Origin of the sequence: Cohnella laeviribosi DSM 21336 (assembly GCF_000378425.1) — a bacterium.
Classification (GTDB): domain Bacteria; phylum Bacillota; class Bacilli; order Paenibacillales; family Paenibacillaceae; genus Cohnella; species Cohnella laeviribosi.
Genome location: NZ_KB899838.1, coordinates 23,501 through 49,178 on the forward strand (window position 1 = coordinate 23,501; position 25,678 = coordinate 49,178).

Consider the following 25,678-nt stretch of genomic DNA (forward strand, 5'->3'; position numbering starts at 1 on the left):
TGGTTCTTATCTGGTATATATCCAAATGATAGCCAACCGGAAGAACGCCTGTCAACTCCGGCTTCTACCGGATCAAGTCCTTGAGGAACGAAAGGCGGTAAATCTGCCGGGGCCGGCCTTTGCACTCCCCTTTCGTCTCGCCGACGATTTCGACCAAGCCCGCGTCGTACCAAGCCGTCAGGTAACGATGGGTGCTTCGCACCGTTACGCCCAGTATCTCCGCCAGCTCCTGCGCGTAATAGTCGGTCCGGCCCTGTCTGGTGACGCTGCCGATCAGACGGCTGACATATTGGAGCGACAGGCCGGCGGATTCGATTTCCTTCAGCATTCGGGCGTCGAGCAGGGACAGGTCGTATTCCAGCGACTCCGTCATTTCAAGCGGCCCGATCAGGCTCTTGTCTTCCCGGACGATGAAGCAGAAATTGCCGCCCGCTTCCTTGGAATGCCGAAGCGCCGCCCGGGCGTGCATCCCCGCTTCGCCCGCCGACCGCCCGAAGCCGATGCCGATGCTGAGGGAAAGGCCGTACTCTTGATCGATCACTTTGGCAAGGGGGACCGATTTGTACCCCCCGGTCTCCCGCTCGAAGATCCCCCGCGTCGTCACGAACATGTACTCGTCTCCGCCCAGATGGGTCAGGTGGCCGTCCAGCGATTCGACGTATCCGAGCAGCGTGCGGTGAACGTCCAGTTTCAGGCGCTGAACTTCGTGTTCGGACGACTTGGTTCCCGCCACCTTGCCGAAATCGTCCACGTTCACGAAGCCGAACACGACCTGCGACTCCTTGCTCCTTCTCGTTTCCGTGGCCAGAAGAGCCCTCTCGAGCGCGACCGTAATGTCCTGCTCCGTCGGAATCAAAAACGCGTTGGGGATGTTCAGCCGATTCAGCGCTTCGGATACGGCGTGGATTCCGGTTAACGCCGCGCCGGAACGGCCTTCCCGAAAGCATTGGGCGTGAAAGGCGACAAGATCGTCGAGGGGAGCGTTCAGCCCGCCGGAGAACCAGGACACCTCGACGAATTCTTCTCCGAGATCCTTGAGCGTCTTGGCCATAGCCTTGGGCGGAACGGAATCGACCGAAAGCGAGGACAGCCCGTATTCCTTATGGAGCCGGTAAAGGGCGCGGAACAGCCCCGTCCCTTTCAGCGGCACGTAGTGCACCGGAATGTCGAAACGATGGGCTTCTTGCGCCAACTGATACGGATGGGGACCGGAAAACAGCATCACTTCCACTTGTCCGCGCAACTCGGCGGCCAGCGCGGGGACCGCTTTTTCCTCGCGAAACGTTTTGAAAACCGGTTTGAACGTCGGGAACGCCTTGATCGTCTGCTTGATTTGCTCCACCGCCGGGACGGGTCCGATAATGCCGATTTTGATCTCCTGGCGCTGCTCTTCCGTATTTCGCCTTGCCACATCGATCAACCTCCGTCTTCGCGTGCTGCATTGCGGAATGAGAAATACATTCGGCGCCGCCGCGAAAAAACCTTTTACCCGTCCGGCCTCGTCCGCTCCATGGCGATCGCCGCGAAATAAGCCGCCCCGTAAGGCAGGCAGCGTTCGTCAATCGTATATTTCGGGTGGTGCAGACCGTACGCTTCCCCGCCGTCCGAAGACCCCGAGCCGACCCAGACGAAGCACCCGGGCACCGCTTGCAAATAGACGGAGAAATCCTCTCCGGCCATCGTCGGCCTGGCTTCCTCCAAGTTCGCCTCCCCGGCGAGGCGGGTCAAGACGTTCCATGCCGCCCGGCAACAAGCTTGGTCGTTCGACAGGACGGGAACCTGCTCGATATAGCGCAGCTCGGCCCGGCAGCGGAACGCCTCCGCCTGCTTCCGGACCAACCGTTCCAGACGTTCGGGCATGGAGCGCCGGACTTCGGGCGAGAACGTCCGCACCGTTCCCGTCAGGCGGGCGCGGGAAGGAATGACGTTGCCGGCTTCCCCCGCCTGCAGGCTTCCGATGGTGACCACCGCCGGCTCGAAGGGGGAGATTTCCCGGCTTACGGCCGTCTGCAGGCCCATGACGATGGAGGCCGCGGCGACGACCGGATCGACGCTCGCATCCGGGATGGCTCCGTGGCCGCCCTTGCCCTCGACGGTCATTTCGATCCGGTCGACCGAGCCCATCATGCTCCCGGAACGCAAAGCGAAGCGGCCGGCCGGCAGCAGCGGATCGTTGTGCAGACCGTAAATTTCGTCGACTCCGTCCAGCGCCCGCTCGGCGATCATCGCTTTGGCCCCTTCGTTGATTTCTTCGGCGGACTGGAACAAAAGCCGGACGGTCCCCTCCAGCTCGGCTCGGCGCCGCGCGATCAGGCGGGCGGCGCCGAGCAGCATGGCCGTATGGGCGTCGTGGCCGCAGGCGTGCATGACGTTCGGCCGAACCGACGCGTACGGCAGCCCCGTCTCTTCCGCGATCGGCAGCGCGTCCATGTCCGCCCGCAAGGCGACCGTCCGCCCTCCGCCCGCGCCCGTCAATTCCGCGACGACCCCGAACCCTCCGACCTCCGTCCTGACGCTCCAGCTTCCGATCCGCTTCAGTTCGGCGGCCACTTCGGAGGAAGTCAACCGCTCCTGAAAGCTCAATTCGGGATTTTGATGAAACATGCGCCGCATGCTCACCAGCGATTCCTGCAGGTCAAACGCTTCCCTCAACAATTCAAGCTCCGTCATCGGACCGCTCCCTTTCCGATCGCTTGGCGCGATTTTTCAATTCCTTCATGATGTTTCGGCCGGTCGGCGTATTCGCCAACCCGCCTTTGGCCGTCTCCCGGAACGCTTCCGGCATCGCCGAGCCGACCTCCAGCATGGCCTGAATCACTTCGTCGCCGGGAATGACGCTCCTGACGCCGGCCAGCGCCATGTCGGCTGCCGCCAGCGCGGTCACCGCACCGAAGCCGTTGCGGACGATGCAGGGGATTTCCACCAGCCCTCCGACCGGATCGCAGATGAGGCCGAGCGTGTTTTTGAGCGCCAGGCCGACGGCGTGAACGGACTGCATCGGCGTTCCGCCTCTAAGCTCCGTCAGCGCTCCGGCGGCCATGGCGATCGCCGAACCGATCTCCGCCTGGCATCCGCCCTCCGCCCCGGAGACGAACGACCGGTTAGCGATGACGTACCCGATGGCCCCCGCGCAAAACAACCCGTCGACCATCCGCCCGTCGTCCCAGCCGAACCTTTCCTGCGCGCTGACGAACACGCCGGGGATGACCCCGCACGAGCCGGCCGTCGGCGTCGCGACGATCCTTCCCATCGAGGCGTTCACCTCCGACACCGCCAGCGCGTAAGACAACGCCTTGCCCGCATCGGCGCCGAGGACGCTTTCCCCCCGCTGCACAAGGCGTCCTACCCGCTGCGCGTCCAGGCCGGTCAGCCCGCTGGCCGACGTCGTGTCCTCCCGCATTCCCCGTGCGACCGCTTCTTTCATTACGGCGTAATATTCGGACATGCGCCGCCGGATTTCTTCTTCGCCAAGTCCGCTTTCGTTCGCCTGATCCTCGATCATGACGGCGGAAATCGGCTTTCCTTCCTCCGCGCAAACGTCCGCCAGCTCCTGCAAGCTGCGAAACCGCATGGCTTACTCCCCTCCCCGGGTCAAATCGATCGTGCAGATGCGCCGAACGCCCGCCAGATGCCGGAGCTCGCCGATCAAAGCGGCGGGCGGGGACTGATCCAGCTCCAGAGCGGTAAGGGCTTCCCCGTTCCGCTCCTTGCGGTCGACGTCCATGCTGCCGATATTCACGCCCGATCGGGTCAGCGACGCGGTCGCTTCCGCCAAAAACCCGACCCGATCCCGGTGAAACAGCACCAACGTCGGATAGTGGCACGAGAAGCGGACGTCGAAGCCGTCCACTTCGACCACTTCCACCGCTCCTCCGCCGATGGAGCAGCCTGTCATCGTCGTCTCGCGTTCGGCCGAACGCAACTTCAGGCGCACGGTATTCGGATGAGGGTACGGACCGATTCCCTCCCGGAACGCGATCGCCATGCCGGCCGCATGCGCCGCCTCCAGCGCCGTGCGGATTCTGCCGTCGTCCGTCGCATACCCGAGCAGTCCGGCCGCAATCGCGCGATCGGTGCCGTGCCCGGCGTACGTCTCGGCAAACGAGCCGAAAAAAGCGACGTCCGCTTCGACCGGCGTCCCGCCCAGCAGCCGGCGGGCAGCAAGGCCGAGCCGGACGGCGCCCGCCGTATGCGAGCTGGAAGGCCCGATCATCGCCGGGCCGATAATGGAGAAAACGTCTTTGAACCGCATTCGCTTCCCTCCCGCCCCGCTGACTATACGAAAAACGGGCACGGTTCGCCAAAAGAGCCGTGTCCGTTTCGAGGTTCTACTTCGACAGCCAGGAGCTCAAATGCGCCGAAACGAACTCGTCGTCGTTCAAATGCGGATACGCGCTGTAAACGCGGTCGATTTCCTCCTTTTGTCCGGGAGACAGGTCCTCCTCCGGATTCAGGCACCACCGGCCGGCCAGCAGCCCTTGCCGGACCAGCACTTCGTGAATGCCCGCGATGCAGCCCCGGAATCCGTTCGCCGGATCGAAGAAAGCCGCGTTCGCGTCGGTGATTTCCACGTTCCTCGTCAGCAAGGACGCCGGGACGGCCCCCGATTCCCGCACCTGCTTGATCTCCTCCAGCAGTTCTACCGCTTTCCGCGTCCATACCGCCCAATGGCCGAGCAGTCCGCCCGCGATCCGCTTTTCGATCCACCGCCCGTTTACCCGAAAACGGTAGGCGGTCAGGAGATCGACGACGATGTTGTCGTCGTTGCCCGTATATAGGGCGATTTCGTCCCTGCGGGGCGATTCGCAGACGGCGCGGACGACATCGATCGTCTGGTAGCGGTTGAACGGCGCCATCTTGATGGCGATGACGCCTGGAATATCGGCGAACGCCCGCCAGAACCGGTAGCTGTAAATGGTTCCGCCGACGGAAGGCTGCAAATAAAATCCGAATACGGGGATGACCGCCGCCACCCGCCTTGCCCGTTCCAGCACTTCTTCCTCCGTCCAACCTTGCAGCCCTCCCATGCTGAGCAGGCCGGCGTCGTACCCGAGCGCGGCCGCCGTCCGCGCCTCCGCCACGGCTTGCTCCGTCGGGCCGCAAATCCCGGCCACCCGCAGGAACGGCCGTTTCAAGGAAGCCGCGTCGACTTCTTCGGAGGCCAGATGCAGCACCGTCTCGTAAAGGCCCGCTTCGCGGATCTCGAACTGGGTCGTATGCACGCCGACCGCAATGCCTCCGGCGCCGGAAGCGATATAATACCGGGTAAGCGCGCGCTGGCGGGTTTCGTCCAGGCTGCGGTCCTCCTTCAGGGCAAGCGGGTGCGCCGGTATGACCAGCCCTTCATGCAGCGCGTTGCGTTTCGCTTCGTCGAGCGTTCCGCTTCCGCTCATCAGAATTTCCCCTCCCGCTCCTGAAAGTGTGTCGGTTTGTTCCACGTCTGTCCGCCTTGTTTGACCCAATCGGCGATCCAGTCGATCATCTGGGCGAGGGATACGCGGGGATAACCGAACAGTTGGAACGATTTGGCCGCATTGCTGAGAAGCGCCGTATCGGATTCCGTGCCGTCGAAGACCGGATCGGTTCCGAGCCGCTTGGCGAATTCTTCCGCCGCCCAGCGCAGCGAGATCGTCTCCGGCCCCGTCACGTTCACCACGTTCGGCGGAGTCGAACACACCCTGAGGGAGCGCAGCGCGAACTCGTTGGCGTCGCCCTGCCAGATGCAGTTGGCGTGCCCCATGCGAAGGTCGATCGTTCTTCCTTCCTTCACCGCTTTGGCGATTTCCAGCAAAACGCCGTATCGCAAATCGATGGCGTAGTTCAGCCGGAAGATCGTCATCGGCGTCCCGTTCTTTTTGGCAAAGTATTCGAACACCCGCTCCCGTCCCAGGCAGGATTGCGCGTACTCCCCGATCGGCCCCGTCTCCCCGTCTTCGGTCGCCCCTCCGCGCGCGATCGGAGTCAGCGGGTAGACGTTCCCGGTGGAAAAAACGACGATGCGCGAACGTTTGAACCTTTCGGCCACCCGTCCCGGCACATAGGCGTTCATGGCCCAGCTGAACGATTCGTTCCCGCTCGTGCCGAATTTGTTGCCCGCCATGTAGATGAGGTTCTCGACGTCCGGAAGCCGCTGCAGCTCCGTGTCGTTCAGCAGATCGACCGCGATCGTCTCGACCCCGTCCCGTTCGAGCTCCTCCCGCAAACCCGGAGACGAAAAACGCGAGGCGCCGATCACTTTTTTGTTCAAACCGCCTTTTCGGATGGCGTTCAGCGCCAGCCGCGCCATGCTCGGACCCATTTTCCCGCCGATGCCGAGCAACAGCAGATCCCCTTCGGTTTGCGCCAGATCCTCGATCAGCGCGTCCGAAGGTTCGGCCAGCTTCGCTTCCAACTGTTCTACGTTGTTCATAAGCGCTCCTTTCGTAATGGCAAATCGTGGTTTGACTACCATGTTAAAAGGCGCGCCGATTAAAAGACAAGGTCTTTAAAATGTCCATAATTCTGGAAACGGCCGACGCCAAAAAACCGCCTTCACCCGAAGGCGGCTGCCAACCGGCCAGGGGCAGAAACATGCCTCTTTGCTGACCTGATCGTCAATCGTCAATGATTTCCCTTTCATTTTAATTTACTGGAAAAATCGATTCTTAAAGTATTTTGGAAATCCGGGACGTGTCAAAGAGAGCGTCCAAAACACGATCGCGAACAAAAACGACGGTTTTCAATTCGCGACCTGCTTAGGCATAGCGGATGCGGATGACGCGATGCTGAATATGTCCGGGTGCATCATGGGATATGCCGCATATTCCGGCGCTTTGGTTATCTATCATTTTTTCAGGAAACGGCATAAAATCATGAGCGCTTAAACGTCTGCAAGCGGACACCGAAAAGCAAAAAGCGCGTCCTCCTTCAAGATCGGAATGACGCGCCGTCATTGGACAGTTAAGTGGTGCTGGTGAAGGGACTCGAACCCCCGACCCACGCATTACGAATGCGTTGCTCTACCAACTGAGCTACACCAGCGAAGTTCTCGCGAACACTTTTATAGATTACAGAATTCGACCGAGAATGTCAAGCGTTTTTCAAAAAAATTTTTTTGTGCGTTTCTTTGCTCGTTTCATGGAAAAAGCCGGCGGTTTACAGGGGAACATATGTTTGGTAAACTCCCTTTAGAAAACAGGACCGAAGGAGGAGCGCCAAATGACGAGAACGCAGTACGAGCCGCTTGCCGTCAAATCGGTGTTGAACGCGGTCAAAGCCCCTTCCATGCCGTTCGACTGGTCCATTAACCCTTACCGGGGATGCCAGCACGGCTGCAGCTTCTGCTACGCCCGCAGCACGCACGTCTATCTCGGGCAATCTGCGGACGACGCTTTTCAAAACCGGATTTTCTGGAAGGAGGACGCGCCGTCGCTCCTTCGAAAAGAGCTAACCCGGATGGCCGCCGCTTCCCGTCTTCCCGAATCGGTCACGATCGGCACGGCAACCGACCCGTATCAGCAGCTGGAAGCCAGGCTCCGGCTTACCCGGGGATGCCTGGAGGTGTTGGCCGAGTTCGGCGTTCCCGTCAGCATCACCACCCGCTCCCCGCTCGTGCTCCGCGACCTCGATCTGCTCCGCCGGATGCCCGGCTCCTCGGTCAACATCAGCCTGCATACGCTCGATCCGCACGTATGGCGAACCTTCGAGCCGCAAACGCCCGCTCCGTGGCAGAGGCTCAAATGCGCCCGCGCCCTGATGGAAGTGGGCATTGAAACGAACGTCTTCATGGCGCCGGTCCTGCCTTACATCACGGACGGCCCGGCGGCGACGGAAGCGCTCGCGTCCGCATGCGCGGATCATGGCATCAAGCGGCTGATGGTTTCGTTTCTCCGGTTGTCTACGCCGGAAGTGAAGACCTGGTTTTTCGACGTGCTGCGGCAAGCCTACCCCCGCCTGACGGAGCGTTACGGCCGCTTGTATTGGCGCTCCGCCCGGCCGCCGGAGTCGTATGTCCGGCCGGTCAAGCGCCGGATTGCCGAGTGCCTGGCGCGATACGGGCTGTCCGATACCGGCGCGTACAGCGAACGCCGCCCAGCGAACCGGGCCGAGCCGGGAGGCGCCGGTCAAGCGCGGCAAGCGTCGGCCGGCCCCGTCCAAGCACCCGCGGAACGGGCCGCCATGTGCGCGCCGGTGCAACTGACCTTGTTCTGACAGCAAGCCTGGATGCGTCTTCCGGCGGCAAGCCGGTCGCATCGCCGGCGGCAGCCTCCCCTCCGCGAACGCCGAATTCCCGGCGCGCATATGCTAGGGAGACGGCAGCCCATGCGGGAAGGGGAAAGAAGATGAACGGCCAGACGCTCATGCTCCCGATTATCATCGCCAACATCGCGCAGGATCATGTGAAGATCAACGTGCCGGTCGTTACCGGAGGAACGAATCCCGGCGCAAAACAAAAAATCAACGATCTCATCATGGAACAGACGAGATCGCTGATGAAAGAGCAAGGCTACCCCAGCCCCGACATCCGGGAGATGGACGGCACGTTCGAGATCAAAACGAACCAGCGGGGCGTCCTTAGCCTGTCCTTGCTGAATTATGCGTTCGCCGGCGGGGCTCACGGCAATACGCTGCAAAAGTCGCTCACCTTCGATGCGGATACGGGCCGCAGCTATTCGCTCGGCGAACTGTTCAAGCCGGGAAGCGACTACGAGAAGCGGCTGAACCGGATCATCGAGGCGCAAATCAAGGCGCGCGATCTTCCGCTGCTCGAAAAATTCCCCGGAATGGCAAAAGATCAGGATTTTTACATTGCCGACAAGTCCCTTGTCCTTTATTTTCCGTTGTACGCCATCGTTCCATACGCTTGGGGATTTCCTTATTTCCCGATTTCGGTCTATGAAATCCAGGACATCATCGACGAGGAAGGACCGCTCGGGGAGATGCTGTATTGATCGGCGGCAACGCCGTCACCACTTGGACGGATCGATATCGCTCGGCTTCAAGCCTTCCCATATGTTCGGCACGTCGACCGAGGAAGGGTCGTCAAAAACCAGAAACGCCGTAGGCAAATAACGTTCGCCGTGCTTGGACGCCGGCTTGTTCACGACCTTTCCGCCTTCCTCCACCAGAACCGTCGACGATCCTCCGTCGAGGTTGGCCGCAATGACCGCCCCGTGCTCGAGCATAATCTGCTGGCAGTCGTAAAGGTCCGCCCCAATGCTGTATCCCGGCTGACGGCCGTCGATGACGAGGAACAGGATGGAACCGTCCTCCTTCTGCCCCATGACCGTTCTCGGCGCGATGCCCCAGCCGTCCTTGTGGTTTTTGATCAGTCCTTTGCCGTTTACGATCAGCCGCGGCTGGAAGGTCACCGCTTCCGAGACGTTCATGTCCAGCAGCTCCTGGACCGTATAGCGTCCCGCGATCATCTTGCCGTCGCGGTCGATGCCGACGATTTGCGTGCTCTTGCTGCCGCCCAAGCCGTCATAATAAATTTTGCCCTGGGAGATTACGATCCCGATCGGCTGAAATCCGTTTCCCTTCCAGTTCGGATCGGCAAAACCTCCGGCGTTGACGCCGGCCACGGCTCCGGTCCGCTTCACCATGCTGGAGACCTTTTCCCCGCGCCCTTTGACGGCGGGGACGACAAGGCGGATTTTTTTCGGATCACTGACGGTCAGCAAGTAGCCGTGGTAACCGCTTCCGTCCACTTCCTCCACTTGCGTAAGCGGCTTCGTCTCCACGTTCTCCCCTGGATTCGCATCGCCGTTCTCCGCAGGCGGACGAATGACATGGGTGTCCCGTTCCTCGCCCATTTGCTCGAATTTCGCGGCATAAGCCGCGACCCGTTCGCGCAATCCCTTTTCGCCAATAATATATTTCGCCCAATGCCGGTGCTGCGTCGTGATCAGCGTATCGGCCGCCCGGTACCGCAGCGCGGTGCCGGAAGGCGTCAGGAACAGCCACGCGGCGGACAGCGCGGCAAGCACCATCCCCAGCACGAACAGCCGCCCGATCGCCCGCCAAAATCCAAGCCGCCGCTTGCGGACAGCCCTTCTTTTTCCGCCGCGAGGCGGGTGCGCCGCCGGTTTGGCCGCCGTTGCGCGCGGGTCCATCGTCTCCACTCCCCCATCTCTGTGCCTACTGCTAATAGACGAGAGAGAAGTGGGACTTGTTGCGGGATTAAGGCCCAACGGCCTTGCTCCACTTTCGGACGCGCAAGCTCTATAATGTAGGGAAGAAGACAAAGGAGGGACAAGCATGACCGCAACGAATGCGTATGCGATTGATTCCTATACCGACACTTACCGGATTTACGAACTGAAAGAACCGGCTACCCGGTCAAGCGTGAAAATATGTCCGGAACGCGGCGGCATCGTCATCGGCTGCCAGCTTCACGGCCAAGAACTGTTGTATCTGGATCGCGCCACCTTTCTCGATCCGAGCGCCAACATCCGCGGCGGCATTCCGATCCTGTTCCCGATTTGCGGGCAATTGAAGGACGGGCAGTATGAGTGGGAGGGCGCCGTCTACCGGATGCGCAACCACGGCGTCGCCCGCACCTCCGCTTGGGAAGTGGCCGACGAGAAAACCGACGGCGAAGCCGCGCTGACGCTTGTTCTCAAAAGCAGCGAGGAGACGCTCGCTTCCTATCCGTTTGATTTCGAACTGAGGTTTGCCTTTCAGCTCAAGGAAGGCAGGCTCGGTATCCGGCAGACGTACCGCAATCTGTCGGACCGGCCGATGCCCGTTCAGGCCGGGTTTCACCCGTATTTCGCCACAGGCGAAAACAAACGGCTGTTCTACGAGTCCGACGCCACCCGCCTGCTCGACTACAATGACGGCCAGATCAAGCCGTTTGCCGGCACCGTCGATTTGAGCGGGCTCGTCGAATCGGTGGCGCTTCTCGATCCCAAGACGCCGACCGTCGCGTTTCCATTCGGCCAGAACGGCCGGGTTCAGCTTGACTACAGCCCGCAATTCGGTACGGTCGTGCTGTGGTCGGTGGAAGGCAAGCCGTTCATCTGCGTCGAGCCGTGGACCGCTCCGAACGGAGCATTGAACCGCAAGGAAGGACTGATCCTTGTCGAACCCGGCAGCGCGCTCGAGCTGGATTTCGGCATTTCGTATTCCGTCTGTCCGTAAAGCATGGAGAGCGGCAAAAAGGGCGCCCCGCCCGATCCGCAAGGATCGGCGCGAGGCGCCCTTTTTTGATTTTCCCGGCCTAAGCTTGTGTCTCCAATGCAAGACAACCGTATGGCCCGGCGGCTATCGGTCAAGGTACAGGCTCGACTCCAGCCGCTCGACCAGGTCGGCCCAGGCCGGAAGCGACAGCTCTTTCACGTAAGCCAGCATGCCGCGGAGAACAAGGGGTTCCGGAACCGGCTTCGCCAATTCGTCCTCCATCAAGGACAAGCTGGCGAACAAGTCCGCTTTGCGCTCGGCCGGAAACTCCCCGTCCTTCGCCTGCTCCGCCGCCTTGCGCAGCTCGCTTGCGGCTAGACGGAACTTCATCTCCGGATCGGAATAGGAGCCGTCGTACGAAAGCACGTCTTCCCGGCTGAGCAGAGGCCGCTCCTTTTTGCGAATCATCCCCTCCATCACATCGTCAAGCCGCTGGACCAGAAAACGCGCGAGCCGACGGTCGCCAAACGCCTTGCCTCCCTCCAGCATCCGGCTCATGTAGTGGAGCGACATTCCGCTCAGCAGCTCCGCCCCGTCCCAGGAATACGGCTCGGCCTCCCGGCCGTAAATCTCGAGAATGCGCTGTTGGTACCACAGGATAATACGGCTCTTGAAAGCCAAAAAAGCGTCCCGTACTTCCGATTTCGCTCCGAGAGCAGGCTCTCTCATGAGCAATGCGGCGAATTCCCGTTCCCGGCGGAAGTTGGCGAAATGGCGGGCGAGCTGAAGGCAAAGCTTCTCCCTTGGAGGGAAATGCCGCTCTTCCGGCAGTTCCCTCATCCCGGACATCAGGCGCTCGATGACGAAACCGACCACCGACAAAAGCAATTCGTCCTTGGATTTGAAATAGAAGTACAAGGAACCTTTGGCCATTCCGATTTCGTCCGCGATATCCTGCATCGAGGTGGCCCGGAACCCCTTTTGGGAAAAGCATCGGAGGGCCGCCTCCAGCACCATCCTCTTTTTGTCGTTCATCTTAACCTTCCTTAGGCTTGCGCCGCAGCTTCATCAACACCTCGTATGCGATCGGCACGATAAACAGCGTCAGCAGGGTGGAGCTGATCAAACCGCCGACGACGGTAACGGCAAGTCCGCGGGAAATGATGCCGCCTCCGCCTCCGATTCCGAACACCAGCGGAAGCAGCGATCCGATCGTCGCCAGCGCCGTCATCAGAATCGGACGCAAACGGGTTCCGGCCGCTTCCAGAATGGCCTCTCTCGTCGGCAGGCCTTCCCGCTCCTTGTGAATGACGCGGTCGATGAGCACGATCGCGTTCGTCACGACAATCCCGATCAGCATAAGCGCCCCCATAAGCGCCGATACGCTGAGCGTTTCGCCGGCCAGCCACAGCGCCACCAGGCCGCCAATGATGGCAAACGGCAGCGAGAACATGATCGCAAACGGAGCCAGCGCGCCGCCGAACGTCAGGACAAGCACCAGGTACACGATCGCGACGGCCGCCGCCATCGCCAGCCCGAGCTGCGTGAAGGTCTCGTTGATTTGTTCGGTTACGCCGCCGAACTTGACCTCGACGCCGACCGGCAAGTCCAGCTCGTCGATTTTCTTTTGCAGATCGGAGGAAGCTTTGCCGACGTCATTGGTGGTCACTTCCGCCGTTACGTTGACCACCATCCGGCCGTCCTCGCGGGTGATGGAGCTCGGAGCCGTTCCTTCCTCGACCTTGGCTACGTCCTTGATCGGGACTTCCATTCCAAGCGGCGATTGCAGCGTTTCGTTTTCGATGTCGGCAATTGTGGCGTATGCTTTATTGTCGACTTCCACATACACGTTATACGTTTTGCCTTCTTCCTGAACGGTCGTCAGCACCGGCCGATCGCGGTTTGGCATCAGCTTCATCGCGATTTGCCCGGCGGTCAAACCGTACCGGCTCAGCTTCGCGTGGTCGGCGACGATCGTGTATTGGCCGAACGTTTCGGACAGGCTCGTGTCGACTTTGGCGAAGGCCGGATCCTGCTTCATCATCTCCGCGATCTTTTCGGCTACCGGCCGGATCTGATCCAGCGATTCGCCGTAAACGCCGAGGCTGAAGCTGGATCCGCCCATTCCGCCCGACATGTCCATTTCGCTCCAGGTTCCCTCCGGAACCTTCTTCTGCAGGCCGGCGACGATCGCTTCTTTTTTCTCCTCGAATTGCTTGATGTCAGGATCGAATTGGAGATAGAACAGCCCCGATTTGGAACCGCCCATCATGAACGGATTGCCGCTGCCTCCGACCGAATACTGCATGTTCGTCACGTCCGGCTGCTCCAGAAGATAGCTTTCCGCCTGCAGCGCCCTCTTTTCCACATCTTCGAGGCGGGCGCCCGGTTCCGGCTTGTAGGTAATCATCATGTACTTGTCTTCTTCTTCCGGCAGGAAGCTGGTCCCGATCAGCGGCACCAGGAGGAAGCTGCCAAACAGCAGGGCAAACGCCACGACAACGGTAATGACCTTGTGCCGCAAGGTGGAAGCAAGCATCCGCTTGTACCATTCGGCGAGCCGTCCCGGCTTGTCGTGATGCTCGTTCTTGCCCGGCTTGACGCCGCTGCGGAACATCGAATGCGCCATCATCGGCACGATCGTAATGGCGACAAGCAGGGAGGCGAGCAGCGTGAACACCATCGTGAGCGCAAACGGGATGAACAGCTGCCCGACCATGCCGCTTACCAGCGCGATCGGCAGGAACACCGCGATGGTCACGATCGTCGAGGACATGATCGGCGTGAACATCTCCCGGGTCGCGTCGATGATAAGCTCTTTCCCTTTCAGCTTCTCGCCGGACAGCGACATCCTGCGGTAAATGTTCTCGATGACGACGATCGAATCGTCGACGACCCGGCCGATCGCGACCGTCATTGCGCCGAGCGTCATGATGTTAAGCGTAATATCGAATTGCCGGAGCAAAAGCACGCCGATAATGAGCGAGAGCGGAATCGAAACGACGGAAATGATCGTCGACCGGAAATTCCGCAGGAACAGCAGGATGATAATGACGGCGAACAGAGCGCCGAACAACGCCTTTTCCACCATCGTCATCACGGAATCTTCGATCGGCTTGCCTTGGTCGAGAAGAACGACCAACTCCATGTCCGGATACTTTTTCTTGAATGCGTCCACTTCGTCCTTGACGGCGTTGACGACATCGACCGTATTGGCGTCGTTGGCTTTAACGACCTGGATGCCGATCGATTCTTTCCCGTTCGTCCGGGAAATCGACTCCGCCTGGCCGACCAGCTCCAGCTTGGCGATTTCGCCCAGCTTGACGGTAGGCACCCCGGCCGGCAGCGCCGGCATGGAGGCTCCTGCTCCGGCAGCCGCGCCCGTACCGGCGGCAGCGCCCGGACCGCCCGCACCGGCAGCCCCGCCTGCGGGGAAGCCGGCGGAAGCGCCTGCCGGGGAACCGGCGGCGGCACCGGAACCGACGGCCGGAATCGTCAGATTGCGCAAGTCGTCCAGCGTCGCCACGCGGCCGTCCACGACGACCGATTTTTCCGAACGGTCCAGCTCGAACACGCCGAGCGGAGCCTTGACGGCGGCGGCCTGGATCAGGCTTTTGACGGTATCTTCGCTAAGGCCCAACTGGGCAAGCTTGGCCTTGTCGAAGGTCAGCCGCACTTCTTTCATATACTGTCCGGCCACCGACACCGAAGCGACGCCTTGGATATCTTCCAGCGCGGGCTTGATTTCGTCTTCGACGATTTTGGTCAGATCCTCGAGGCTGCCTTGACCGGCTGCGCTAACCGAGATGACCGGGAAGGAATTGAACGAGAACTTGGACACCGTCGGCGTCTCCACGCCGCTCGGCAAAGTCACCGCGTCGATCGCTTCGCGAACGTCGGTGGCCGCCCTGTCCATGTCTTGGCCGTAGTTAAACTCCACGATGATGTTGGCGGCATTTTCCATGGAGGTGGACGTTACGTTTTTCACGTTGTCCAGATTGCGAAGCCGCTGCTCCAGCGGCGCCGTCACTTCGTCGACCACCGCGTCGGGCGTCGCGCCCGGATACACGGCCGTCACGCTCAGGAACGGCAGCGACAGATTGGGCAAACTCTCTTGCTTCATCGTCACACCGGAATATAAACCGGATACGAGGACGATGAGGGTGAACAACCAAAGCGCAAACTTGTTGTTCAGCGAAAACTTGATGACGCTCTTCATCTCTCCACTCCCTTTTGAACTTGGCCATCGCGGCGCCATCTTATCGAACGGCCGGTCGAAAGCCGATCTGGCGTCTTTCCGTCCGATAGGCCGCAATTTTCATCCTAATATACGAGCCTAGCCGGACATGGTTTCAAAATTTTTCGACCGTTCGTTCGACCGCACGTTCGACTTTTTGTGGCCGCCGGGGCACGCCAAAAAAAAAGACGACGGCCCCATCCACATTCTCTGTCGGCTTCTATCGGCGTTTTTTGAAGACCGGATTCGGAATGGGGCGGAACCGTCGGGTTCCTTCCGGGCATTGGATTTTGTGCAGGATACCGGCTCCTTTCGCTTCTTTCCGGCACTTATGCTGGATTTTCTCCAACGAAAAGGCCCGAGAGCCGTGCAGATTCGGCTTCTTCGGGCCAAAACACTGGATATATCCAACATAGACCGGCTTCCTGCGCCTGAACGATGCATTCGATTGGATTTATTCCAATTTAGCCGCGCACCTTTAGACGCTTAGCCGAGTTGCTATCGAGTTGCTATATTGTCGCGTTAACCAAGATAAGGACGCTCAGACTGCGACTGCTCATGGGCTACGGCGGCTGTCCGGCAGAGCGTTTAAACATCCTTGTTCGTTCATGAGCTAATGGGAGCGGCCGCACGCGCAAAAAAACGCCCCGGCCTCGCCGCAAAAGCTGCGGCATAAAGTCCGGGGCAATACAGGGGGTGGGGAGTCGAGAATCGTTGGCGAATGAATCCATCCCGCGGCTCCTTATCCGTTCACCGGAGCGGCCGGAGGGGTTGGCGGTTGACGTTTGACGATTTGGCGGTACGCGCGTTTGAGTGCGGGCAGCAGATAGTAGTCAAGCCCGAACTTGCCCGCGTTGGGACCGGCCAGCAGGATGATGATGCCGAACAAGATCATCCAGGGATTGCTCGATACGGTGCCCGCCATCAGGAACATGAAATTCATCAGCATGCCGAAAAATGCCGCCGTGAGGGTCAGTCCGCCCAAAATCAGGCCCAGCCCGACCAGGAATTCGCCCCACGGAATCAGGAAGTTGAACAGCTTTACATTCGGCAGCGCAAAATGCTTCAGAAAAGCGACGTAATTGGGGTACATCGCGTTTTCCGTACCGGTCTCCAGCACCGGGTTCTTGATCGCTTTGTTCAAAAACCCTGCGGCGTTAAAACCGTCCGCAATCTTGTGCCAGCCCGCTTCCACCCATTTCCACCCGAGGTAAAACCTCACGGCCACAAGCAAAGCGGCGGCGATCCGGTTTGTTCTCAGCCAGTTTCCCATTTGCATCCACTCCTCTCTTCTGGCTCCATCATAGCTTGCCGGCGCCGTTTTCCCCATCGGGACAAACGCTGAAAACGACGAGGACAGTTCCCTGATTTTTCCGTAAGGGTTCCGTCAGGCCATTTCTTAGCCGAAATTAAGGGAATTCCCCGACTTACAGCGGCAAGTGGAAAGAATAAAATGATGAGAGGATAAAAGGGTCGGCATAACAAGGGAAACGAGGTGAAAAGGAAAGTGGAAAACGTTTGCAAACTTGCGGAAAAGGAACTTGAGCAGCTCCGCGAACTGATTTCGGTCGACGTGGCGGCATTGGCGTGGTACCGGGAGCGGGAGCGCCGCCTGGTCTGGGAAGTCGCGTCGGGCTGCGGCGACGAACGGTACCGCATGCTCTCGATCCGGATCGGCCGCGGTTTGGAAGGCACCGTTCCGAGAATCGGCCGGCCGCTCATCTTGGACCCCTGCAACCCGGGCACCGCACGAATGAAAGAGCAATCTCCCTTGATGTTAGTCGAAAAGCTGCAGGTCGCAGCCGGCTTCCCCGTCTTGTCGCAAGGCCGCCTGAAGGGGGTGCTTCTGGCGGGCAACCGTTCCGTCCGCTGCTACACTCCGGAAAATCTGGCCGTGCTCCAGCTTTCCGCCAACTGGCTCGGCCAACTGGGCGAATGCGACGCGAAAGACCGGCAGGTTCGTTTTGGAGAGTTCTCCTGATATGATAAAGACGTAAACGGGAAAGGAGGAGAGAGAATGGTTCGGATCATGCTCGTGGACGACCACGCCGTCGTCCGCTCCGGACTTCGGATGCTGCTGGAAAGCAAGCCCGGCATCGAAGTGGTCGGCGACGCGGCGGACGGAGACGAAGCGATTCGGATGGCTCTACAGATTAAGCCCGACCTGGTCTTGATGGACCTCAGCATGCCGCACGGGAAGGACGGGCTCACCGCAACGGCCGAATTGAAAAAGCTGCTGCCGGACACCGCCGTCCTCATTTTGACCATGCACGATGACGAAGAGTACCTGTTCCGTTCGATTAAAGCCGGCGCTTCCGGCTACATTCTGAAGAGCGCGCCGCACGAGGAACTGCTCGCCGCGATCCGGTCCGTGTCCCAAGGCGACGCCTATCTGTATCCGACCGCCACGAAGCGGCTGATGAACGAGTATATGGAGCGAGTCCGCAACGGAGACGGGGCCGATTCCTACGAACAGCTGTCGGAACGGGAAAAGGAAGTGCTCGGCTGGATCGCCAAAGGCTATTCCAACAAAGAAATCGCCGATCGCCTGGTCATCAGCGTCAAGACGGTGGAAACCCACAAAGCTCATATCATGGAGAAGCTCGGTCTCAAGACGCGGCCCGACCTGGTAAAATATGCGCTCAAGAAGGGGTTGCTGACGTTTGACACCTGAAGAGACGCAACGCGTGAACAAGCTGCTGGAATGTCTCGACGACCCTGCGTTTCAAATGGATGCCGCCTTCCGCCGCAACCTCAGGCAAACGCTGCAGCAGCTCAACCATCTGAAGCTTGCGCTGGACGAATCGTCGATCGTGGCGGTAACCGACCGCAAAGGCATCATTCAGTACGTCAACGACAAATTTTGCGAAATTTCCAAGTACAGCCGGGAAGAACTGATCGGCAGCGATCACCGGATCATCAATTCGGGCTACCATAGCAAAGCGTTCATGCGCGATCTGTGGCGCACCATCCGCTCCGGGAACGTGTGGCGGGGCGAAATCCGGAACCGGGCGAAAGACGGCAGTTATTACTGGGTGTACACGACCATTGTGCCGTTTCTGGACGAAAAGGGCGAGCCCTATCAATATTTGGCCATCCGCAACGAAGTGACTCCGCTCAAGCAGGCGGAGCAGGAGCTGCAGCGAATGATGACGCGCGTCATGCGCATTCAGGAAGAAGAGCGCAAACGCTTCTCCCGCGAGCTGCACGACGGCATCGGACAGAGCTTGTTCGGCATGGCCATTCATCTCGACCGGCTGCTGGCCAACCCCGACCACCCGCCGGAATTGAAGCAGCTTCGCCAAGACGTCACCGCCATTATGGAAGAGGTGCGGAATCTGGCCTGGGAGCTGCGCCCGTCCGTGCTGGACGATCTCGGGGTCGCGCCGGCCCTGCGAAGCTATTCGGAGATGTTTTCCCAGCATTACGGCATCCGCGTCCATCTGACCTGCAAGCTTTCCGGCCGGCTGGACCGGCAAGTGGAAACCGCCTTGTACCGGATCATTCAGGAAGCGTTGACCAATATCGGCAAATATGCCGGCGTTGCCGAAGCCCGGGTCGACGTATGGGAATCCGAAACGCATGTCCACGCGCGGGTGGAAGACCGCGGCGTCGGATTCGTGCCGATGCCGGAAAGGCAGGGCGTCGGACTGTTCAGCATGGAAGAGCGCGCCAGAGGAGTCGGCGGCCAGACCCAAGTCCGCTCCGCGCCGGGGGAAGGAACGATCGTGACCGTCGTTTTGCCGAAAACGGCGGAAGGAAGTTGACATTCCTATCCATTCATGATAACATTAAGCACTAATTTAAGTGTAACCCTCTGATTTTTCCGTCAAAGGGGATTATGCCTCCCGTTCCCTTTCACATTCCTTATGTTCAAACGGCTGCTGGAAGGAAACACGAATTCTCACTGGAGCGGCCGAGGAGCCGCAAGAACGATTGAGAGGCAGGGCTTTCGTTGTATTCGTGCAAGTGAATTCAGGAAGAGTCGCGCGGTTGCGCTTAAGCTAAACAAGACCCCCGCCGGGATTATCCGGCGGGGGTCGTCCAATTGCTTGCAGCCGATTGGTGGAGACGTCTGCTTGATTTTGTTACTTTCTTTCCGGCAGAGACTCCACATAGCTGTCCGACATGCTGATCAGCTCCAGCGCATTTTTATATTGCTCTTCGGTCACCAGGTCCTTCCCGGCTTCTCCCCCGCCGAACGGATAGACGACTCCGTCCTTAAAGTCGAGTCCGGGGACGAATACGGCCTTGTCGTTGATAAACGATCCCGAAGGCAGGTAGTACCGCTGCGGCAGCACGTTATGCGTTTCGTTCAGGATATCCTGGCCGAAATGAATATGGTTCGCCAACGAAATGCCCGCCAAATTCGCGATGGTCGGGAACAGATCGGATTGCCCGCCCGTCTGCTCGAGCACCTTGCCTTCGGTTTGTCCGGGAAGCTTGATGATGAGCGGAATATTCAGCATATCCGGAGCCTCGTATTCGCGGCCGTAGATTTCCCGCATCAATCGTTTCTCGTATTTGGTCAGCGAGTATACGGGCAGCCCCTGGTGGTCACCATAGATGACAACGAGGCTGTTATCCCAGACGCCGTTCGCCTTCAGCTTGTCGATGAACTGGCCTAACGCGAAGTCCGCGTAATTCTGGGCCCGGATGTAGTCTCCCACCAGCGTGTCCTCGTATTTGTCGGGCAGCTTCATCTTGTATTTGCGCTCCGGCAAATTAAACGGGTGATGGCCGGACATGGAGATGACCTGCACATAGAACGGCTTGCCGCTTTGCTGCATCGATCCGAGCTTGGCCGCCGTCTTGTCGTACAGCACTTCGTCCGATGCGCCGAACATGACGGGGTCCTCTTCGCCGAAAAACGTCTTGTCGTAGTACTTGCCGAATCCGAGCGCCTTGTAAAGCTCTTTGCGGTTCCAGAAGATGACGTCGTTCGTGTGGAAAGTGGCCGTTTCATAGCCGTTCTCCGCAAACGTCTTGGGCATGCTGGGCAGCTCTTTGTCCGCATAAACCTGCGATGCGGCGCCGTGCTGGGGGATGTAGAACGACGTGTTCACGACAAATTCCGCATCGGAGGTGTTGCCCTGACCGACCTGTTGATAGAAATGCGGGAAATAAAGGCTTTCGCTCGCCAGCCGGTTCAAATTGGGCGTAATCTCCTGCCCGTCCAGCTTCAAGCCGATCAGGAAGTTCTGGAACGCCTCGAGCTGGATGACGATGACGTTTTTGCCTTTCGCCGCTCCCCAATAGGCGGGGTTGGCCTTGGCTTCGTTCCCTTTGATTTCCCGGATTTTCTCTTGCGTCACCTTGCTCGAATCGATCGTCTCGTCCTTCGAGGCTCCGAACGCGACGTACGCTTCATAATTGAGAATGCCCATGTTTTGGGCCTGCAAAATCTCGTTCATTCCGTCTTTATAGGGATAGATGCTGGCCACGCACATGGCGAGCGAGAGAACGCCGACGGCAGCGGTGGCGCTCCGCGGCTCGCGGACGGCAAGGCTTCTTCCCCAAGCCCGCACCTTGCGGCTGACAAGCAGTAAAATAAACAAAACGACAATGTCGACGTAGATCAGAAGAAAATAAGGATGCAAAAGCGAGAAGACGCTGCTCTTCACTTCCGTTACCTGGCCGACCTGCTGCAAGGCATGGTAAGTGACGATGACGCCAAAATACTTGTAATACATGATGACGGCAAAATAAACGGTCGTCAGAATCAGATTGACCACCAAATAAGCGCCCAGCTTGCGTTTGTGAAACAGCAGCTCGACGAGGCAAAACGCCACCCATACCGAGGGAATGCCCGTCGCGAGCGGCATCCAGACATGGCCTCCGTCGAAGATCACGAACCGGGCCAGATAAATTTTGAGTGCCATCAGAATGGAAAAAAAGACGAACGGTTTCGATAGCAGGCGCCATATTCGCTGCCTGGCAGTCACTTTGATCATCCCCTGTAGTTCTTCCTATCGTTCTTCCGCGCAGATCGGTTTCAAGTAATCATTATACGGACTTATTCTTTGCAAATAAAGTTTATGCAATACCTGGAATACGTTGATCCTGAACCCGCGAGAGGACGTGAGCCGATGGCGATCCGATACACAAGGCCGTACGATCGTATTTTGGACGATTTGACCAATGCTTTGGTTTCCATTCCCGACTGCTACGAAACGTTTGAAATGACGCGATACGAATGGGACGAACTCGAAGAGTCGGAGCGGGACGTGTGCCTGCGGACGCTGGCCGACGATCTGTTTTACGTGCTCGGCGCATCCCCCGTTTCTTCCGCCGGTTCCGGCAAGCTGGAGTACGACAAAGACCGCCACGTCATCAAAGTGATCGTTTCCCCCCGGCTCACGCATCTGGTTCAACTTAAAGAAAGGTAAGCCGGAATCCCGCGTTCGCGCGCAACCCGCATCGTTTACCGCTTATCGCTTGTGGTATAATGAAGTATTGACAATAAGCGGAAGGAAACGAACGATGACCAGCTCCCTGTCGCTTCAACAAATCAAGCTGCTGTGCGGACATCTTTCGTATGAACGCGGGCGCAAATATTACGAGGAACATCGGGTAACCGGCGTCGAATACGACGCGGCCCATCGGCAATACAGCGCCTGCGTGGCCGGCGGCACGGATTATTATCAGCGGATCGTGATGGACGATACCGGCATTCAGGACGCCAGATGCACATGTCCTGCCTATCATAGCCAGTACCTTTGCAAGCATATCGCCGCCGTGCTCATCCATCTCTACGAGTCGCAGCCCAAGCCCGCGGAGCCGTCCCGCATCGTTCCGTTCACGCCGCCTCCGGCGCCGGTCTTCACCAGCCGGGATATTCAGTTTGCGAAAAACATGATCTCCCTGTTCGACGCGCCGCCCGCGGCCGCCTATCCGAACGACGAAGAGCCCGGAAGCGAGCCGCAGTTACTCGAGACGGAGTTCGTCTGTTCGCCCGTAAACGACCACGGCCGTTCCCCTTTGATGGCCGTCGAAATGAAAGTGGGGCCGAAACGGCTGTATGTCGTTCAGAAAATAAAAGATTTTTTGCAAAAGGTCGAGGCCAAGCTGCCGTATGCGTTCGCCAAGCTGTTCACGTACGATCCGACGGTGCACGCGTTCAAGCCGGAGGATCAGGCGATCGTGCGCCGCCTGATCGAAATCGGGCGCAGCGAGGAAGCCTACCGCGAAGCCTTCCGCAGCCATAACGGCGGCTCCTCCCTGCATCTTGAGCGCCGCATGATCATCCCCCCGTACGCGTGGGAGGAAATGCTGCCGCTGTTTGAATCGGCGAACGTCCGGTTCGAGCACGGCATGCGGACCGCCGAACGGATTATCGTGACCGACGAGCCGCCGCCGCTGGAGTTCGAGCTGAACCAGGCGCCGAAGGAAGGTTTTCAGCTGGACATCCGCGGCCTCGAACGGACGCTTGTCATGGACAGCTACGGCGTTGTCGTGGCGGACGGCATCCTGCACCGGATGGACGATGCCTCGCTGCGGCGGCTTGACGAGTTGAAGCGCATGTTCGCCTATAAGCCGGGGAAGCAGATGCTCATTCCCCCGGCGCAGATCGAGCCGTTCATGGATCGGGTCATCCCGGGGCTGCGCCGGATCGGAAACGTAACCATCGCCCAGGCGGTCGCCGATCGGATCGTCAGCCCCAAGCTGCAGGCGAAAGTGGAGCTGGATTGGCTGAACAACCGGCTGCTCGCCAGGCTGACCTACATCTACGATGACATCGCGATCGATCCGATGCAGCCGGGCAAAAGCAGGCAAGCGGACGCGGACCGCATCCTGCTGCGCGATATGGAAACCGAAGGGCGCATTATGAGCCTTATCGAACGGGCTTCGTTCAAGTACAACGGCAGCGAGCTGTATCTCGATGACGAGGAGCGGATCTGCCGGTTCCAATACCGGCTGCTCCCGCAGCTGGAGAAATGGGCCGACGTCTCGGCGACGGCCGCCCTGGAAGCGATGCTGCGCGACACGCCTCCCCCGCCCCGCATGACGATCGACCTCGATGCCCGGACGCAATGGCTGGAAGTCCGCTTCGATATGGACGGCATCGACGAACGGGAAATCGGCCTGATCCTGAAGACGCTGATCGAGAAAAAAACATATTACCGCCTGTCCAGCGGTGCGTTCCTGTCGCTGGAAGACGAAGGATTTGCGGAAGTCGCCCGCCTCATGGAGGAAATGGGCGTTCGGAAAAACGAGATCAAAGGCTCCCGGCTCGACCTCGCCCCCGTGCGGGGGCTGCCGCTGATGGATGCAGGCCCGAGAACCCGGAACGTCAAGCTTGGCCGCGCGCTCAGGCAAATGCTGGACAACATGCGCAATCCGGACAACCTGGACTTCGCCGTGCCGGAAGGGCTCGCGCCCGTTTTGCGGGATTATCAGAAATTCGGCTTCCAGTGGCTGAAGACGCTCGCCCATTATCGTTTTGGCGGCATACTCGCCGACGATATGGGACTCGGCAAGACGCTGCAGGCCATCGCCTTCATCGAATCCGTCCGGGACCAGATACGGGAGTCGGGCTTGCCGGCGCTGATCGTGTCCCCCGCTTCGCTGATCTACAACTGGCGCAACGAAATCGCGAAGTTCGCCCCCGAGCTCCGGGTGAGCCTCGCCGCCGGCGATAAGCAGGAGCGAAGCGGCGTCCTTGAGAACCTTGACGGTGTGGACGTGCTGATCACTTCCTATCCGCTGCTGCGGAGGGATATGGAGCATTACGCCAAGCAGCGGTTTCACACGCTGTTTCTCGACGAGGCGCAGGCGCTCAAAAACCATGCGACCCAAACATTCCAAGCGGTCAAGGTCCTCCGGGCGGGGTGCCGCTTTGCGCTGACCGGGACGCCGATCGAGAATTCGCTGGAGGAGCTGTGGTCGCTGTTCGACGCCGTATTCCCGGAGCTGTTCGGAAGTCGCAGCCGGTTTGCCGAGCTGCCCCGCGAGACGGTGGCCAGGCGGGTTCGGCCGTTCATTCTGCGGCGGCTGAAGAGCGATGTGCTGAAAGAGCTGCCGGACAAAATCGAAACGCTGCAAATGTCGGAATTGACCGCCGAGCAGAAGAAGCTGTATGTGGCCTACTTGGCCAAGCTGCAGGCGGAGACGATCGCCCATCTGAACACGGAAGGTTTCCAGAAGAGCCGGATGAAGATTTTGGCCGGCTTGACGCGGCTGCGCCAGCTGTGCTGCCATCCCGCGTTGTTCGTGGAAAATTACACGGGCGATTCGGGCAAGCTGGAACAGCTGCTGGAAATTGTCGAGGAGGCGCTTGCCGGCGGCAAACGGCTGCTCATTTTCTCGCAATTCACGTCCATGCTGGGTCTGATTCGCGAGGAGCTTGAGCTGCGGGGGCTGCCGTACTTTTACCTCGACGGCCAAACGCCTGCGAAGGAGCGGGTGGAACTGTGCGGGAGATACAACGAAGGGGAGAAGGATCTATTCCTCATCTCGCTTCGGGCGGGCGGTACGGGCCTGAACCTGACGGGCGCCGACACCGTCATTCTGTACGATCTGTGGTGGAACCCTGCGGTCGAGCAGCAGGCGGCGGACCGCGCGCACCGGATCGGGCAAAAAAAGGTCGTGCAGGTCATCCGGCTCGTCGCGCAGGGCACCATCGAGGAAAAAATCGTGGAGCTGCAGCAGCGCAAAAAGGACTTGATCGCCGAAGTCATCCAGCCCGGCGAAGAAGCGCTGTCGGCCATTACCGAAGAGGAAATTCGCGAGCTGCTGATGATTTAGGCGGATATAAGAACAAACGAACCTCCAAAAACCACGGCAATCGTGGAGATTGGAGGTTCATTTCTATTTCGGTTCCATGTTCTGCCGCTTCCCCAAGCGAACCGGCCGGGCGGGAATGCAGTTGCCTTAATAGCAACTGCAAAGCCCGTTTTCGCCACGACCCCCGATTTAAGTGCCGAAAAGGCAATTCAATCGGGTATCCGACTCGCCAAACCGGTCTAGCGGGATTGCAGTTGCCTTAATAGCAACTGCAAAGTCCGTTTTCGCCTCGGCCCCCGATTTAAGTGCCGAAAAGGCAATTCAATCGGGTATCCTGGATCACTGTCAAGAAAGTGGACACAACTTTTATCCTGCCTGGAGTTGCTCATAGTACCTTTTTTCGTACAAATACGGAGTCAGATAACCGATCGACGAATGGATACGGATGCGGTTATACTCCAATTCAATGTACTCGTAAATCGCATCATACGCCTGTTTACGAGTGTTAAATTTCGTTTGGTAAATGAGCTCTTTCTTGAGAACGCTGTGGAAAGATTCGATGCAGGCATTGTCGTAACAGTTGCCCTTGCGACTCATGCTGCCAATCATTTG

Annotated in this window: 20 protein-coding genes and 1 tRNA gene; 8 read left to right on the top strand and 13 right to left on the bottom strand. The window is 59.2% G+C overall.

Features of this window, described 5'->3' with window-relative positions:
* Window positions 1-64: 64 nt before the first annotated feature.
* The 7 genes from F560_RS0116930 to F560_RS0116965 form a co-directional block, all read right to left on the bottom strand.
* Window positions 65-1,411, bottom strand: coding sequence for a hypothetical protein (locus tag F560_RS0116930; protein WP_019006950.1), 1,347 nt, complete (start codon window positions 1,409-1,411; stop codon window positions 65-67).
* A gap of 74 nt (window positions 1,412-1,485) precedes the next feature.
* Window positions 1,486-2,670, bottom strand: a complete 1,185-nt coding sequence (locus F560_RS0116935; protein WP_019006951.1) for a M20 metallopeptidase family protein — start codon at window positions 2,668-2,670, stop codon at window positions 1,486-1,488.
* The gene (gene sdaAA, locus F560_RS0116940) at window positions 2,657-3,571 is read right to left on the bottom strand and encodes an L-serine ammonia-lyase, iron-sulfur-dependent, subunit alpha (protein ID WP_019006952.1); all 915 of its coding nucleotides are present in this window, start codon (window positions 3,569-3,571) and stop codon (window positions 2,657-2,659) included. Before sdaAA ends, F560_RS0116935 begins: the two co-directional genes overlap by 14 nt.
* A gap of 3 nt (window positions 3,572-3,574) precedes the next feature.
* Window positions 3,575-4,252, bottom strand: a complete 678-nt coding sequence (gene sdaAB / locus F560_RS0116945) for an L-serine ammonia-lyase, iron-sulfur-dependent subunit beta (RefSeq protein WP_019006953.1) — start codon at window positions 4,250-4,252, stop codon at window positions 3,575-3,577.
* A 76-nt stretch (window positions 4,253-4,328) separates the two neighbouring features.
* Window positions 4,329-5,393, bottom strand: a complete 1,065-nt coding sequence (locus F560_RS0116950; RefSeq protein WP_019006954.1) for a dihydrodipicolinate synthase family protein — start codon at window positions 5,391-5,393, stop codon at window positions 4,329-4,331.
* On the bottom strand, window positions 5,393-6,409 hold the full coding sequence (locus F560_RS0116955; protein ID WP_019006955.1) for an NAD-dependent epimerase/dehydratase family protein: 1,017 nt from the start codon (window positions 6,407-6,409) through the stop codon (window positions 5,393-5,395). The genes F560_RS0116950 and F560_RS0116955 overlap by 1 nt, the downstream gene beginning before the upstream one ends.
* A gap of 535 nt (window positions 6,410-6,944) precedes the next feature.
* A tRNA-Thr gene (locus F560_RS0116965) sits at window positions 6,945-7,020 on the bottom strand.
* Window positions 7,021-7,197: 177 nt separating this feature from the next.
* On the opposite strand from F560_RS0116965, the gene F560_RS0116970 reads away from it, so the two are divergent.
* Window positions 7,198-8,190, top strand: coding sequence for an SPL family radical SAM protein (locus F560_RS0116970; protein ID WP_019006957.1), 993 nt, complete (start codon window positions 7,198-7,200; stop codon window positions 8,188-8,190).
* Window positions 8,191-8,321: 131 nt separating this feature from the next.
* Entirely contained in the window at window positions 8,322-8,930 is a 609-nt protein-coding gene (locus F560_RS0116975) for a DUF3298 and DUF4163 domain-containing protein (RefSeq protein WP_019006958.1), read from the top strand.
* Window positions 8,931-8,945: 15 nt separating this feature from the next.
* Here the strand turns inward: F560_RS0116975 and F560_RS0116980 are convergent, their stop codons facing one another.
* Window positions 8,946-10,094: a phosphodiester glycosidase family protein gene (locus F560_RS0116980; RefSeq protein ID WP_019006959.1), complete on the bottom strand. Its 1,149-nt coding sequence runs from the start codon at window positions 10,092-10,094 to the stop codon at window positions 8,946-8,948.
* A 145-nt stretch (window positions 10,095-10,239) separates the two neighbouring features.
* Between F560_RS0116980 and F560_RS0116985 the strand changes: the two genes are divergently transcribed.
* Window positions 10,240-11,124, top strand: a complete 885-nt coding sequence (locus tag F560_RS0116985) for an aldose epimerase family protein (RefSeq protein WP_019006960.1) — start codon at window positions 10,240-10,242, stop codon at window positions 11,122-11,124.
* A 123-nt stretch (window positions 11,125-11,247) separates the two neighbouring features.
* Here the strand turns inward: F560_RS0116985 and F560_RS0116990 are convergent, their stop codons facing one another.
* From F560_RS0116990 to F560_RS0117005, 3 genes are all read right to left on the bottom strand, one after another.
* Window positions 11,248-12,138, bottom strand: a complete 891-nt coding sequence (locus F560_RS0116990) for a TetR/AcrR family transcriptional regulator (RefSeq protein ID WP_019006961.1) — start codon at window positions 12,136-12,138, stop codon at window positions 11,248-11,250.
* Window position 12,139: 1 nt separating this feature from the next.
* Window positions 12,140-15,322, bottom strand: coding sequence for an efflux RND transporter permease subunit (locus tag F560_RS0116995; RefSeq protein WP_019006962.1), 3,183 nt, complete (start codon window positions 15,320-15,322; stop codon window positions 12,140-12,142).
* 760 nt (window positions 15,323-16,082) lie between these two features.
* On the bottom strand, window positions 16,083-16,613 hold the full coding sequence (locus tag F560_RS0117005) for a DoxX family membrane protein (RefSeq protein WP_019006964.1): 531 nt from the start codon (window positions 16,611-16,613) through the stop codon (window positions 16,083-16,085).
* A gap of 234 nt (window positions 16,614-16,847) precedes the next feature.
* Here F560_RS0117005 and F560_RS23535 point away from each other — a divergent pair, with 234 nt between their 5' ends.
* From F560_RS23535 to F560_RS0117020, 3 genes are read left to right on the top strand one after another with little or no spacing between them, the layout of a single operon-like run.
* On the top strand, window positions 16,848-17,321 hold the full coding sequence (locus tag F560_RS23535; RefSeq protein ID WP_019006965.1) for a GAF domain-containing protein: 474 nt from the start codon (window positions 16,848-16,850) through the stop codon (window positions 17,319-17,321).
* Window positions 17,322-17,357: 36 nt separating this feature from the next.
* Entirely contained in the window at window positions 17,358-18,014 is a 657-nt protein-coding gene (locus F560_RS0117015) for a response regulator transcription factor (protein WP_019006966.1), read from the top strand.
* A 13-nt stretch (window positions 18,015-18,027) separates the two neighbouring features.
* On the top strand, window positions 18,028-19,107 hold the full coding sequence (locus tag F560_RS0117020; protein WP_019006967.1) for a PAS domain-containing sensor histidine kinase: 1,080 nt from the start codon (window positions 18,028-18,030) through the stop codon (window positions 19,105-19,107).
* 321 nt (window positions 19,108-19,428) lie between these two features.
* Here the strand turns inward: F560_RS0117020 and F560_RS0117025 are convergent, their stop codons facing one another.
* Complete coding sequence (locus F560_RS0117025) at window positions 19,429-21,294, bottom strand: LTA synthase family protein (RefSeq protein ID WP_019006968.1); 1,866 nt, start codon at window positions 21,292-21,294, stop codon at window positions 19,429-19,431.
* A gap of 135 nt (window positions 21,295-21,429) precedes the next feature.
* On the opposite strand from F560_RS0117025, the gene F560_RS0117030 reads away from it, so the two are divergent.
* Window positions 21,430-21,729, top strand: coding sequence for a hypothetical protein (locus F560_RS0117030; protein WP_019006969.1), 300 nt, complete (start codon window positions 21,430-21,432; stop codon window positions 21,727-21,729).
* Window positions 21,730-21,823: 94 nt separating this feature from the next.
* On the top strand, window positions 21,824-25,087 hold the full coding sequence (locus tag F560_RS0117035; RefSeq protein WP_019006970.1) for a DEAD/DEAH box helicase: 3,264 nt from the start codon (window positions 21,824-21,826) through the stop codon (window positions 25,085-25,087).
* A 345-nt stretch (window positions 25,088-25,432) separates the two neighbouring features.
* Here the strand turns inward: F560_RS0117035 and F560_RS0117040 are convergent.
* Window positions 25,433-25,678: integrase core domain-containing protein (locus F560_RS0117040; protein WP_019006971.1), on the bottom strand; the 246-nt coding region annotated here is incomplete at its 5' end.

Excerpts from the sequence above, each read along its gene's own strand:
- F560_RS0116970 (WP_019006957.1), top strand. The coding sequence starts at position 7,198 with ATGACGAGAACGCAGTACGAGCCGCTTGCCGTCAAATCGGTGTTGAAC.
- F560_RS0117005 (WP_019006964.1), bottom strand. The coding sequence starts at position 16,613 with ATGGGAAACTGGCTGAGAACAAACCGGATCGCCGCCGCTTTGCTTGTG.
- F560_RS0117030 (WP_019006969.1), top strand. The coding sequence starts at position 21,430 with ATGGCGATCCGATACACAAGGCCGTACGATCGTATTTTGGACGATTTG.
- F560_RS0116950 (WP_019006954.1), bottom strand. The coding sequence starts at position 5,393 with ATGAGCGGAAGCGGAACGCTCGACGAAGCGAAACGCAACGCGCTGCAT.
- F560_RS0116975 (WP_019006958.1), top strand. The coding sequence starts at position 8,322 with ATGAACGGCCAGACGCTCATGCTCCCGATTATCATCGCCAACATCGCG.
- F560_RS0117035 (WP_019006970.1), top strand. The coding sequence starts at position 21,824 with ATGACCAGCTCCCTGTCGCTTCAACAAATCAAGCTGCTGTGCGGACAT.
- F560_RS0116995 (WP_019006962.1), bottom strand. The coding sequence starts at position 15,322 with ATGAAGAGCGTCATCAAGTTTTCGCTGAACAACAAGTTTGCGCTTTGG.
- F560_RS0117015 (WP_019006966.1), top strand. The coding sequence starts at position 17,358 with ATGGTTCGGATCATGCTCGTGGACGACCACGCCGTCGTCCGCTCCGGA.
- sdaAA (WP_019006952.1), bottom strand. The coding sequence starts at position 3,571 with ATGCGGTTTCGCAGCTTGCAGGAGCTGGCGGACGTTTGCGCGGAGGAA.
- F560_RS0117025 (WP_019006968.1), bottom strand. The coding sequence starts at position 21,294 with ATGATCAAAGTGACTGCCAGGCAGCGAATATGGCGCCTGCTATCGAAA.
- F560_RS0116980 (WP_019006959.1), bottom strand. The coding sequence starts at position 10,094 with ATGGACCCGCGCGCAACGGCGGCCAAACCGGCGGCGCACCCGCCTCGC.
- F560_RS0116985 (WP_019006960.1), top strand. The coding sequence starts at position 10,240 with ATGACCGCAACGAATGCGTATGCGATTGATTCCTATACCGACACTTAC.
- F560_RS0116935 (WP_019006951.1), bottom strand. The coding sequence starts at position 2,670 with ATGACGGAGCTTGAATTGTTGAGGGAAGCGTTTGACCTGCAGGAATCG.
- F560_RS0116955 (WP_019006955.1), bottom strand. The coding sequence starts at position 6,409 with ATGAACAACGTAGAACAGTTGGAAGCGAAGCTGGCCGAACCTTCGGAC.
- F560_RS0116990 (WP_019006961.1), bottom strand. The coding sequence starts at position 12,138 with ATGAACGACAAAAAGAGGATGGTGCTGGAGGCGGCCCTCCGATGCTTT.
- sdaAB (WP_019006953.1), bottom strand. The coding sequence starts at position 4,252 with ATGCGGTTCAAAGACGTTTTCTCCATTATCGGCCCGGCGATGATCGGG.